Origin of the sequence: Rhizobium gallicum bv. gallicum R602sp, assembly GCF_000816845.1 — a bacterium.
Classification (GTDB): Bacteria; Pseudomonadota; Alphaproteobacteria; order Rhizobiales; family Rhizobiaceae; genus Rhizobium; species Rhizobium gallicum.
Genome location: NZ_CP006880.1, coordinates 263,745 through 276,320, shown reverse-complemented (window position 1 = coordinate 276,320; position 12,576 = coordinate 263,745). Strand labels below are relative to the sequence as shown.

11 protein-coding genes and 1 pseudogene are annotated in these 12,576 nt (G+C 57.6%); 4 read left to right on the top strand and 8 right to left on the bottom strand.

Annotated elements, in window-relative coordinates:
• Positions 1 to 14: 14 nt before the first annotated feature.
• A complete protein-coding gene (locus RGR602_RS24640) occupies positions 15 to 584 on the top strand; it encodes a nucleoside 2-deoxyribosyltransferase (protein ID WP_040114684.1) in 570 nt (189 codons plus the stop codon).
• Here the strand turns inward: RGR602_RS24640 and RGR602_RS38790 are convergent.
• From RGR602_RS38790 to RGR602_RS24605, 8 genes and pseudogenes are all read right to left on the bottom strand, one after another.
• Positions 585 to 737, bottom strand: a pseudogene (locus RGR602_RS38790) (IS481 family transposase); the annotation flags it as partial.
• Positions 738 to 869: 132 nt separating this feature from the next.
• Entirely contained in the window at positions 870 to 1,649 is a 780-nt protein-coding gene (locus RGR602_RS24635; RefSeq protein WP_040114683.1) for an SDR family oxidoreductase, read from the bottom strand.
• Between the two features lie 11 nt (positions 1,650 to 1,660).
• Positions 1,661 to 2,809, bottom strand: coding sequence for a galactonate dehydratase (dgoD, locus tag RGR602_RS24630; protein ID WP_040114682.1), 1,149 nt, complete (start codon positions 2,807 to 2,809; stop codon positions 1,661 to 1,663).
• Positions 2,806 to 4,446, bottom strand: a complete 1,641-nt coding sequence (locus RGR602_RS24625) for a GMC family oxidoreductase (protein ID WP_040114681.1) — start codon at positions 4,444 to 4,446, stop codon at positions 2,806 to 2,808. Before RGR602_RS24625 ends, dgoD begins: the two co-directional genes overlap by 4 nt.
• Positions 4,447 to 4,465: 19 nt before the next feature.
• The gene (locus tag RGR602_RS24620) at positions 4,466 to 5,356 is read right to left on the bottom strand and encodes an aldose 1-epimerase (RefSeq protein WP_040114680.1); all 891 of its coding nucleotides are present in this window, start codon (positions 5,354 to 5,356) and stop codon (positions 4,466 to 4,468) included.
• A 4-nt stretch (positions 5,357 to 5,360) separates the two neighbouring features.
• Complete coding sequence (locus RGR602_RS24615; RefSeq protein WP_040114679.1) at positions 5,361 to 6,365, bottom strand: ABC transporter permease; 1,005 nt, start codon at positions 6,363 to 6,365, stop codon at positions 5,361 to 5,363.
• Between the two features lie 12 nt (positions 6,366 to 6,377).
• Positions 6,378 to 7,904 (bottom strand): sugar ABC transporter ATP-binding protein, encoded by a 1,527-nt coding sequence (locus RGR602_RS24610; RefSeq protein ID WP_040114678.1) that lies wholly within the window; start codon positions 7,902 to 7,904, stop codon positions 6,378 to 6,380.
• A gap of 72 nt (positions 7,905 to 7,976) precedes the next feature.
• Positions 7,977 to 8,957: a substrate-binding domain-containing protein gene (locus RGR602_RS24605; RefSeq protein ID WP_040114677.1), complete on the bottom strand. Its 981-nt coding sequence runs from the start codon at positions 8,955 to 8,957 to the stop codon at positions 7,977 to 7,979.
• Between the two features lie 240 nt (positions 8,958 to 9,197).
• Between RGR602_RS24605 and RGR602_RS24600 the strand changes: the two genes are divergently transcribed.
• The 3 genes from RGR602_RS24600 to RGR602_RS24590 all read left to right on the top strand — a co-directional run bounded on the left by RGR602_RS24600 (position 9,198) and on the right by RGR602_RS24590 (position 12,569).
• Complete coding sequence (locus tag RGR602_RS24600; RefSeq protein ID WP_040114676.1) at positions 9,198 to 9,968, top strand: FadR/GntR family transcriptional regulator; 771 nt, start codon at positions 9,198 to 9,200, stop codon at positions 9,966 to 9,968.
• Between the two features lie 996 nt (positions 9,969 to 10,964).
• Positions 10,965 to 11,801 (top strand): transporter substrate-binding domain-containing protein, encoded by an 837-nt coding sequence (locus RGR602_RS24595; RefSeq protein WP_040114675.1) that lies wholly within the window; start codon positions 10,965 to 10,967, stop codon positions 11,799 to 11,801.
• A gap of 21 nt (positions 11,802 to 11,822) precedes the next feature.
• Positions 11,823 to 12,569, top strand: coding sequence for an amino acid ABC transporter permease (locus RGR602_RS24590; RefSeq protein WP_040114674.1), 747 nt, complete (start codon positions 11,823 to 11,825; stop codon positions 12,567 to 12,569).
• The last annotated feature ends 7 nt before the right edge of the window (positions 12,570 to 12,576 follow it).

Here is a 12,576-nt window from a genome sequence, read left to right as displayed (position 1 = left end):
TCAGGTGCAATTTTATGACAAGAAAAGTTTATCTGGCCGGTCCGGAGGTTTTTCTCCCAAACGCCCGTGAAATCCTCGACCGGAAGGCAGCACTTGCCCGTGAGGCGGGACTTCTCCCGCTCTCGCCCGGCGATCTGGAAATCCCGCACACGAACTCGAGGCGCGAGCGGGCCGCGGCGATAAACGCGGTGGATGAGAAGATGATGATCCAAGCGGACGCGATCATCGCCAATCTGACGCCCTTTCGTGGCATTGCCGCCGATACCGGGACGGCCTTCGAACTCGGCTTTATGTGCGCAAGCGGTAAGCCTGTATTCGCTTATACGAATGTAGCCCGCGATCACAGCGGACGAGTGAGCGATCTTTATGGCGGGGCCGTCGCGTATGATGCTGAAGGTCGATTGCGTGACCCGAACGGGATTGCGATCGAGGATTTCGGCCTGGCCGACAATCTCATGCTGCACGCCGGAATTGAGCGGCGCGGTGGCGTCCTCATCATCGGAGACGCGGCACGGGATGCGCTCTATACGGACCTTGCTGCGTTCAAGACATGTCTTGCCGTCGCCGTTGAGAAGTTGCGCTAAGATGCTCAGTCCCGGCACTTGATGGATTGGGTTTAGGGTGAACCTTTCGGAGCTATTGTCCGTGATGCCGATGAATTCGTAGGGCGTCAGGCCCTTGAGGGTCTTGAGCCTGCGCGCGAGGTTGCAGGGGGCAACGAAGTCGGCAAGGTGGCGGCCGACGGTGACGACAGCTGCGAAGCTTCCAAAGTTCGTGCTGAAAATCACAACAAGAACCTGGGTTGATTGTTGATGCGGGTAGGTCACGTACCATCACTTCTGAAGCGACTACATAGGCGATGACAGGGATCACGCCGGGTGCTGCAGCACACTCAACCCGCCATCGATTGTCAAGCAGGTCGCATTCATAAACGGGCACTGGTCAGAGATCATGAACACCGCAGCCATCGCGATTTCCTCCGTCGTTGCGATCCGCCCACTCGGATGCATCTTCATTGTCTCGGCTTCAGCAGCTGCCGGATTCGGAAAGCTGTTCCAGAAATCGACGACCTTCTGTGTCGCCACATAGCCCGGCGCCAACGCATTCACCCGCACGTTCTTGGCCGCAAATTCCAATCCCAGTGACTTGGTCAAACCGAGAAGCGCGTGCTTGGCAAGAGGATACGGAAATGTATGCGGTATGATCGTAAAGGAGTGCGTCGAGGCGATGTTCAGGACGACGCCTCCGCCCTGTGCGATCAGGCCGGGCAACACCGCCTTGCAGCAGTTCCACGCACCCTTCAGATTGATATCGAAGCAGCGGTTCCATTCCTCGTCCGTCGTCTCCAATGGCTCGGAGAACACGTTGACGCCAGCATTGTTGATGAGGGCATTGATCTGACCGATCTCGGTCCTGGCTTCTTCGACGATCCTCGCAATGGCTTTGGCGTCGGTGATATCGGCCGCCCTGTAGCTAAGACGATATCCTTGGCCCTTTAGTTTTTCAGCCTCAACTCGCAAAAGCCCCTGGTCACGGTCGATCAGGTAGGCGCTCGCATCCTCGGCTAGGACTGCTTTTGCAATCGCCAGACCGATGCCCTGGGCCGCGCCCGTGATTAATATGCGTTTGCCTGTAAGTCGCTTAGCCATTCCCATTACCCCTACCACTCAGCGACGCTGCCATCTTCATGACGCCAAACGGGATTGCGCCAACGATGGCCCTCCTTCGCCCGTTCTATGACGTAGGCTTCGTTCACTTCGATACCAAGTCCCGAACCTTGCGGAATGCCCACGAAACCGTCGGCATAGTGGAAGACCTCCTTATTGGCGATGTAGTCCAGGATATCATTGCCCTTGTTATAATGGATCCCCAGGCTCTGTTCCTGGATGAAGGCGTTGTAGCTTACGGCGTCGATCTGAAGGCATGCGGCAAGCGCGATCGGCCCGAGCGGGCAATGCGGGGCCAGCGCCACGTCATAGGCTTCAGCCATGGTGGCGATCTTGCGACACTCCGTAATGCCTCCTGCATGGCTCAAATCCGGCTGCAGGATATCGACGTAACCCTCCGACAGGATGCGCTTGAAATCCCAGCGCGAATACAGCCGCTCTCCGAGCGCAATCGGCGTCGAGGAGTGGTTGGCGATTTCCTTCAGCGCCTCGTAGTTCTCCGAGAGCACCGGCTCCTCGATGAACAACAGCTTATACGGATCGAGTTCCCTTGCCAGAACCTTCGCCATCGGTCGATGAACGCGCCCGTGGAAGTCCGCTCCGATGCCGATATGCGGCCCGACCGCCTCTCGAACTGCTGCGATGTTCGCGATAATCGCATCGATCTTTTCGTGGGTATCGACGATCTGCAGTTCCTCGGCACCGTTCATCTTGATGGCTTTGAAGCCACGGGCAACGACCTCCTTGGCGTTCGCAGCGACGTCGGACGGCCGATCTCCGCCGATCCATGAATAAACCTTGATCTTGTCGCGCACCTGGCCGCCGAGCAGCGAGTGGATGGGCTGGCCCAGCGCCTTGCCCTTGATGTCCCATAGCGCCTGATCGATGCCCGATATCGCGCTCATGTGAATTGCGCCGCCGCGGTAGAAGCCACCACGGTACATGACCTGCCAATGATCCTCGATCAGAAAGGGGTCCTTGCCGATCAGATAGTCGGACAGCTCGTGGACGGCAGCTTCCACGGTCAACGCCCGGCCTTCAACAACTGGTTCACCCCAGCCGACGATCCCCTCGTCGGTCTCGATCTTCAGAAACAGCCAGCGAGGTGGGACGACATAGGTGGTAAGTTTGGTGATCTTCATGAAATATGCCCAATATATCCGAGAATAAGGTCGGCAGCTTTGCTTGCCGCGGCCATGACCGCGGCATTCGTGTTCCCGCTCACGATCGTCGGCATCAAGGATGCGTCCACAACACGCAATCCTCGCGTTCCACGGACCCGGAGGCTTGTATCCAGAACCGCCTCGCGATCGCTGTCGTGACCCATCTTGCAGGTCCCGACTGGATGGTAACCAGTTTTGACCGTCCGCTTGCAATGCGCCGCGATGGCCTCGTCACTGGTGACGTCCGCTCCAGGAAAGATCTCTTTGTTGATCAGATCCCGCATCGGTGACGCGTCCAGTACGGTGCGGGCAAATCGGAAACCCGCCATCGTCAACCGCAGGTCGTCGGGGTGACCGAAGATCTGGGTGTCGACGATTGGGTTTTCGAATGGATCTTTCGAGCCCAACCTCACGGACCCCCTCGCCTTCGGACGCAGCAGAAGGGAGTTGATGGTAACGCCATCGCCAGGTTCTGCTCCCATGACATCCCGGTCAAGATAGACGGTCGGCACGCAGAACATCTGAATGGTCGGATAATCGTTGTTGCCGTCAGGGTCGAAGAAGGCGCACGTTTCGACACCCGTCGTCGATACCGGGCCTGATTTGAACAACAGGTACTGAAGGCCGGCTTTAATCATCGGCCAGCCCTTGTCCGCTCCATAATATCCGAACGAGCCCTTGGTCGTGGCGACGACGGGACATTCGTAATGGTCTTGCAGGTTCTTACCGACACCTGGCAGCACCACCTTCTTCTGGATGTCATGTTTCGTCAGCTCGTCGTCCGGACCGATACCTGAGAGCATCAACAGCTTCGGTGTCTGGTAGGCTCCGGCTGCAAGAATGATTTCGCCCGCGCTTGCCGACATCCGGCTACCGTTCCGGACATAATCGACACCTGCTGCTCGCTCGCCATCCATCCTGATCGCTGTAACGGTCGCCTCCGTCTCGATGGACAGCAACGGATCGTTCATGACTGGCGCAAGGAAGGCATCGACGGCACTCGACCGCCGTTTCGTCTTCCAATCTATTGTGTGCTGCATAAACCCGACGCCAAACTGGCGTGCGCCGTTGAAGTCGGGGTTGTAGGGTATTCCCATTCCCTGAAGCGTCTTGACGTAGGTTCTCGTCATCGGGCTTGTATGGCCAAGGTGCGAGATTTTTAGGGGGCCGCCGACACCGTGGAATTCACCGGCGAGATGATCGTTATCCTCTTGCGCTTTGAAGTATGGAAGCAGATCGGCGTAGGACCAGGCGCCATCATTAGACCCTTTCGGTGAGATCAGTTTATTCCACAGATCAAAATCCGCCGCCTGACCGCGCATGTAGACCATGGCGTTGACGGTGCTGCCCCCGCCCAGGACCTTGCCTTGAGGAACAATCGGACCACGGCCGTTCAGCTGCGGCTGCGGCTTGGTCTGATGCATTGTCAGATAGGTGTCCTTTGCCAGAAACTTCATGTATCCGGCCGGAAAGCTCATGATCGGGTTGGCTTTCGCAGGCCCGCGCTCCAAAAGCAGCACCCGCGCCTTGCCATCGCGCACTAACTTTTCTGCGACCACACAGGCGGAGCTTCCACCACCGACGATGATGTAGTCGTAACGGTCATTCGCAGACATCAGGAACTCCGGACTCGTTTCAAATGCTGGATGGGCGCAAGTAGATGCTGCCCGACATGCTTTGCCCCGGGGCCAGAGTCTTCAGATCACCAAGGTCAGGCATATTCTGCCCGTTCGCCAGGTGGCTCATGGGCTCGAAGCAAAAGTAATCGCGCTTGAAACTTATGTCGAACATGGCGTCGGACACGAATACGAACGCATGTTTAAAGACGGCGTCGGCCGTTAGATGGAGCGTTGTGGCCCGCTCGGGCCAGGTGATTAACGCTTCCCCGCTCCAGTCTTCAAAACCGTTATTGACCCAACGATGCGGCAAGGGAGCAGGAGAACTAAAATCCAAGTCTTGCGGGATTGCCGTCCTCTCCCCCGGTAGCCAGCTTTCTACTTCCGTCCAGAATGCGCGAGCGGGTGCCAGCAAGGTTGTACCCGGTGTCAGTGGAAAGTAGGGATGCCATCCAAGTCCGAACGGCATCGCGCGTTCCCCACGGTTCTCGACCATAAGGGTCAATGTCAACCCGGTCTCATCGAGAGCGAACCGCTGGCTTGCTTGATATACATATGGGGTATGGCCACCACTGTGCGTGAACCCCATCTCGATCGACGCCCGCGTCTGCTTTGCGATCGACCAATCGGCTTGCCAGCCCTCGCCGTGCAGATAGTGCTTATCCCATTCGGTATTCGCGCTGAACTGATAGGCGCGTCCGTCGAACGAAAACTGGTTATCCTTGACCCTGTTGCCAAATGGAACCAGCGGGTAGCACGCCGAGCCGAGAGCATCGACGTTGTAGGACGAGCTGGGACGCAGCAGCGTCACTTTCCCATTACCGACGTCCCGCCAGAAGCCTAGCACGAGCCCGCCTTTGGTCGAGACGCGAGCTGACAACCGACCGGCCTCGAGATCCACGACCGTCATGGCATCAACCCTTGTTGCGGGACACGCTGCGTTTGATTGCCTGGATATTGGCAAGCACCGCAATCACGATAATCAAGCCGCGCACAACCTGTTGGAAGAACGGGTTGATGCCGAGTAGGACTAGCCCATTGCCGATGAGCGTAATGACCAACACGCCGAGAAGAGTGCCGAGCATCGATCCCCGACCGCCGGACAGCGAGGTGCCGCCAACGACGACCGCGGCAATGACATCGAACTCCAGACCGGTGGCGGCCGTCGCGTTACCAGACCCCAAGCGCGACACCAGAAGGATACCTGACACCGCAGCCATGGCACCAGCAATGGCGAACAGAGCGACACGGATCTTTGAGACGCTGATGCCGCTCAGGAATGCCGCCTGGGCGTTTCCACCGATTGCAAAAACCGAACGTCCGAAAGCGGTTTTCCGGCTGATGAACGTGAACACCGCAAAGAGTATCAACATGATGATGGCAGCGGGAGGAATGCCAAGGAATGAGCGATCCAGAGCATCAAGGGTATCATTACGCCCAATCGAGACAGGCAATGCGTCCGTGACGAACAGAGCCGTGCCGCGAAGTGCGCTCCACAGGCCAAGTGTGCCGACGAAGGACGGGACATCGAAGTAGGCTCGTAGGGCTCCGGCGATCGAGCCCAGCAAAGCGCCGACGACAATCGCAAGCGCGAACGCGATTGGGGTCGGGACGCCCCACTGCAGCAGAAATGCCAGGATCACCGAAATGAAGGCAACCATCGGGCCAACGCTGACATCGATCTCACCCGCGATGATGATCAGTGTCGCCGCCCACGCCGCAATGCCGATTGTGGCGGCGTCGCGAAGAATGTTGATCTGGTTGTTGAACGACAAAAACCCGTTCGCCGCCGACGTGAAGACGACATAGAGGACAACAATTGCCACGAACAAACTTAGTTCATTCATGTGTTGCGAGAAGGTGAACCGGGATTTCGGTCGTGGCGTCGATGCTGTCTTGGCAGCTTGGTCGAGTGACATCTGGTGTCTCCCTCAATGTCCAGCGATGCAGGCGGCCATCAAGGCGTCCTGATCGATGTTTGGTGATTTGAATTCTTCTTGAAGGGTGCCATCCCTCAGGACGAGCACGCGGTCGCAAACGAGCGGAAGCTCCTCAATCTCGCTGGAGACGAAGATCACACTGCGTCCCTCTACGGCAAGCTGGCGAATGATCGCGTAGATCTGGGCCTTGGCTTCGACGTCAACACCTCGTGTCGGCTCATCGAGAAGCAGAACGCGGCTGTTGGCGTAAACCCAACGGCCAATGACGACTTTCTGCTGGTTGCCACCCGACAGCGTACCAATCGGGGTACTGGTTTGCGCAGTCTTGATGTGCAGGCGCTGGATGACCTTTCGTGTCGCTTCGGCCATCAGCTTGGCGGACAGAATCCCACGCTTGCTGACGCCTGCGAAATTGGTCGACAGGGTGTTTTCATCGACACCAAGAAGAGGAACGATTCCCTCCTCCTTGCGGCTTTCCGGCGTATAGCCGAAACCTTTAGAGATCATCTGCTTGTATCGACCCGGCTTGATGGCAACGCCGTCCACAAGCACGTCGCCGCTATCTTGGGACCGAACGCCCATGATCGCTTGCAGCAGCTCGGTGCGTCCTGAGCCAAGCAGACCCGCAATCCCGAGCACTTCACCGGCCCTGAGCAGGAAGGAAACTGAGCCGAGTTTGGGCGCGAGTGCTATGTTACGAACTTCCAGGACAGTTTTCTCTTGGCTGCGAGTGTCCAAGGCCGCTGCCTTCGATGCCTCGGCGCCAAGCATCAGGCGGACGATTTCGCGCGTGTCGGCGCCCTTGACATCGACAGTATCTATGATGCGTCCATCGCGCATGATCGTTGCCGAATGCGCGATCTGGCGGATCTCGTTCATGCGATGGCTGACATAGATCACCGCAATCCCTTCAGAGGCAATCCGGGTGACGGCGGCCATGACTTTTTTGGCTTCGGCGGCCGCAAGCGAGCTTGTCGGCTCGTCCAGGATAACGAGTTTCGGTTTTCCGAGCAGAACGCGCGCGATTTCCAGGAGCTGGCGCTCTGCCGGGCTCAGACTGATGACGAGCGTGTTTGGAGGCCGGTCGAGCCCCAGGCGCCCCATTGCTTCCGATGCTTGCGCTTCCATCTCGGCGGACTGAATGACGCCGCTCTTGCGTGGCCACCGCCCGAGAAAGAGGTTCTCGGCAAGCGTCATACCTGGAACAAGACTGAGTTCCTGATAGACGGCACGTACGCCCCTGGCGAAGGCATCCTGTGCACGGCGGGAACCCGAGTGTCGCAGTTCTTCGCCGTCGATCTTGACGGTCCCGCTATCGGGTATTTCAGCGCCGGTCAGAAGTCTGATGAGTGTGGATTTGCCCGCGCCGTTCTTACCCAGCAGTGCCCTGACTTCCCCGGCCGCAAGTGCAAACGTCGCATTGTCGAGCGCAAGGACCCCTGGATATTGACGCGTGCACCCTTCGATCGAAGCGATCGATTGCGAGGCAAGGTCGGCCGTCCGCAATATATGTGTCATTCGATTTCCACCTTCGAAAAAGATGCCGCCGGTCTCCCGGCGGCCTCGGCTTTCGTCACTTGGGAGGTAATGTCAGGGAATGCCGTCAGCGTGGGCCTTCAACCAGGCCTTGCCATCTTCGGAAGACTTGTAGAGGTCGATATCGTAGGCAACCTTGATACCCGCCGGCGGCTGCCCGTCGATAGACTTGATGGCTTGGGCGAGCGCCAACTTCCCCAGGCCCTGACCGGAGATATCGACCACCGCCTTGATAACCGAGAAATCGGCCAGCTCCTGGGCGATTTCGGTCGTCATGTCGCCGCCGAAGACGACGACCTTTCCGGTCTTGCCCTGGCTCTTTACCGCGCGGGCAGCGCCAAGCGTTGCGCCACCGGCTTCGCCGAAGAACGCGTTGATGTCAGGGTTTGAGGTCAGCATCGTCGCGGCGACCGAGACTGCCTTATCGAGGGTCGCGCCCTCCTGGTTTGCTACGATCTGAGCGCCAGGCACCTTTGCCTTGAGAGCTTCTTCGAAGCCCTTGCGGCGTGTGACACACACTTCCACGAACTCGCAATTCAAGACGCCAATTTTCGGGGCATCGATCTTTTCCGCCACGAAATAATCTGCCGCTGCATCACCCAGCTTGTGACCGAAATCATAAGGGTCGCCGACTGCATAGGCCGAGATATATTCCTTCATGTCGGCATCGTTGAGACAAGTGTTGTAGCAGACGACAGGGATGCCAGCGTCATGGGCGCGGCGAATTGCTCGCGAGGATCCGTCAGCCGAAACCGGCGAGACGATGATTGCCTGAACACCGGACGAAATCAGGGTATCGATGAAAGACGATTCTTTGCTTGCGTCGCCCTGAGCGTTCGTTTCAACAATATCCAGCTTGCGCCCAGCATCGCTTGCGCCGGTCTGGATGCCCTTGCGGACGCCCGCGTAGAAACCCTGAGCATCCATGTAAATGGCGCCGACCTTTAGGTCCTTATCCTGAGCAAAAACTGTTGTGGCGTGTGACCCAGCAATTGTGGTGAGCGCCAGGATCGCGGCGCGTACGATGAGCTTCATTGCTCCCTCCCGTTATCTCCAACGACCGCGTCCCAGACGGAGCCAGCCGACGGGCCAAACTTAAATACGGTCTGATTATTGTCAAGATAAATACGATTTATTTTTTAAAAGATGTGGCGACAGGGTGATTTCATGTGCTACAAACCGATTGCGGCCACCAGAACAAAGGCTTAAAAAAGACCTTTCCCGGCGCCGCAATTTTCAGGTAAGCCGCAATCGAGCGGTACGGGAGGCAACTGGGTGGCAATCGCACGCAATGAGTGGAAGCTCACCGATGGGGGCGTAGAAATCGCATCGGGGGGCAAGCGTTCTGTCCGTGAAGCTCTCCTGTCCAAGTTGGTCGAGAGAATTGTTTCCGGCGACCTGCCAGAGGGCTCAACGCTTCCAAATGAGGCGGACCTCACGGATCAGTTCGGCGTTAGCAGGACCACGCTGCGTGAAGCGATGCAATATTTGTCGGCGATCGGGATGATCCGATCTCGAACGCGAGCCGGAACCACCGTCCTCCCACGCGAAAATTGGAATTATTTGGATCCACTCGTTCTGGACGTGATGCTCTCGTTAGGCGGTGATCAGTCCTTCTACACTTCACTAATTGACGCACGTCACTTGCTCGAACCGGCGGCAGCCGAGCATGCAGCAGTGAACGCAACTGCTAAGCAGTTGGCCCGCATTGCTCAGGCTTTTGAGGACATGGTGGACGCCAATGCCCGCGACAACGAAGAGTGGAGCCGGGCAGATCTCGAATTTCACACAGCGATTATTAACGCCAGCGGCAATTGGGTTTATAGGCAGTTTGCGAGCGCGATCCGAGCCGCGCTGCTTGCGAGCTTTCGCCTTACAAACCGCGCCAGCCAGTCTCATGAACAAGCCATTCAGAAGCACCAGGACGTTCTGGAAGCCATCCGTATTCGCGATCCAGCAGCGGCAAGGAAAGCAATGGAAACCCTGATCGGTGTCGCGAGGGCGGAAATTTCGGATGCGCTGAAAAGGAATAGCAGCATCCGCTGAACCGCTTGCCCTTTTGCAGTCCTGAGACATCTCGAATGCGGGGCGCTACAGCTATTTGTCAGCAATCCCGGTTCCGGAAAGCGCGCCAGGCCGAGATCATAGCGAGCAACAAGAACAGCCCTGCGAAACCAGCCCACAGTAAACCGCCTTGCGTTAGATTGCCACCGTCTGGAGTTAGGCAACTGGATAATGATTCGGATATGCAATCTCGAAACTTCCAGTACCTTTCATAGAATAACCATCCAAACAAAATCGACATAGACGTTAAAACTGAGACCGAAGCGTACTTCATACTGTTCCTGCTATCGCCTTGCTTCGCGGTGCGTTCATTTACCCTAGCGAAGATACTGATCGTCTTGGTCGTACTATAACGAAAGAAGACGCGAAACCGACCATTTCCGGCGCGACGTCGCCTTCGACAGGAGCATGCAGGTCGACTTTGATATCGTCAACGCGGCGATATCGTTGCGACGCCCTATGAACTTGCCCAGGCGCTCGGCGTCAGTCATATCGAGCTTGTCCGGTTCGACGACCCTCGACAGTAGCCGCCATCATCCCCACTCCGAACTGCCGCTCGCGGTGGTTACACGGACCGCCTTGGCCGCGAGAAGAACGCGGTGCTCTGCCATGGGGATCAGGCGACGAACCACTTGGAGGTGAAGCGGGTCAACAGCCGCCGACAGGACCACAAACCTCGTTTTCGGCGTGAGCGATAATCTGTTCGCATGGATCGCACACCATTGACTGCATAAAGACAATCCCATCGATCCCGCCCGTAGACGGATAAGCGCGGTGCGGAACTTGCAATCATCTGAGATAGGATCTCGCAGGCATCCCGATCTGTTGTAAGATCAACACCAACCTGCTGCAGCATATTTTCTATGGATTTAGCATATTACAGGATAACAGTTTCGTTCTCACCTGGCAGAGAGGATGCGTTTGCTCGTGGCAACCGAGAGGCTCCACTAGGTTCTTGGTCGAACAAAGGAGCCGGGAATGTCGTCCACCAAATTCATCAAATTATTCTTCGGACTTGCTCTTTCAATCTCCGCACTAACGTCGACCCAGGCGTCCGCAGATGCGACGCTCGACCGGATCAAAGGACGCGGCACGCTGACTGTCGGCGTGATCCTGTCCGGCGCGCCGTTCGGCTATATTGACCCGAAGACGCAGGCGCAGAAAGGTTTCAACCTCGACATCGCCCAGGCGCTTGCCCATGACCTCGGCGTCAAACTCGAGACGGTGACGGTGACGCCGCCGAACCGCGTGCAGTTCCTGCAGCAAGGCAAGGTCGACATCCTGATCGCCAACATGCAGTACACCGAGGACCGCGCCAAGATTCTCGACTACGTGCCGACGCCTTATGACCGCAGTGGTGGCGCGGCTGTGGTGCGCAAGGACAGCGGCCTGCAGGACTGGGCCGACCTGAAGGGCAAGCCGGTCTGCGTGTCGCAGGGCTCCAACTATACGCAGCCTCTGATGGAAGAATATGGCGCAGTTGTTAAGGCGCTTCCGAGCCAGCCGGAATCGCTGCTCGCTCTTCAGGGCGGCAATTGCGTTGCGGCCGTGCATGTCGGCGCGACAGTCGGCCTCCTGCTACAGGATCGATCGGAAGAATGGAAGGACTATGCCATTCCCTTCCCCACCGAGTTGATCCCATCGGATTCGGTGATCTGGTTGCGCAAGGGCGAGAAGGATACGCAGGCTGCCCTGGATGCTGGCGTCAAGAAGCTGCACACGTCTGGAAAGCTGCTGGAATTCGCCAAGGCAAACCGGCTTTTAAACACCGAGTACCTGCAGCAGGAAAACAAGACGCTTTCCGCCAGCAAGTAAGCGGCGGCATCGGCAGAGCACATGCAGGAAATCAATCTCACCGACCTGTTCATTAGTCTGACGGGCAGGCTCGGCCTGAATTACGAATTCCTCGCGACGGGATACGAGGTGCAGATCTGGCGCGATGGCTTCACCACCACGCTCTATCTGGTCGTCCTGCTTATCCCGGTCAGCCTGTTTTTCGGCCTGCTGTTTGCTGCTTGCCTGACATCCGGGAAACTCTGGCTTTCGGCGCCGGCGAGGGCCTTCGTGGAGGCTACCCGCAACACGCCGACGCTGGTGCAGCTGATGTTCAGCTTCCTGGTGCTCAATACGGTCGTCTCCAATCTGTTGGGCGGGGCGCAGAATAATCCGCTGACTCCTTTTTTCTGGGTCGTCGCGGTGGTCGGCCTGCATATCGCTGCCCTGCACGCGGAGGCAATCCGAGCCGGCATCGAGGCGGTGCCGGCCTCAACCGTAGAAGCGGCGCGTGGCATGGGCTTCAGCCAACTGCAGATCCTACGATATGTCGAAGTGCCGCTGGCGTTGCGGGCTTCTTTGCCGGCGATCGTCAACAACCTGATCAATCTCGTGAAACTGACGACCGTGGGGAATGCGATTGCCGTGAGCGAGATCACCTATGCCTCGATCATGGTGTGGACGCAGCGCGACAACGTCGTCGAACTGATGATCGTCATCCTCGCCTTCTTCAGCCTGATCAATCTGGTCGTAGCACGGCTCGGCCTGTGGGTGGAGCGCAAACTCGCTGTTCCGGGGTATGGCTTGTGACGACCGC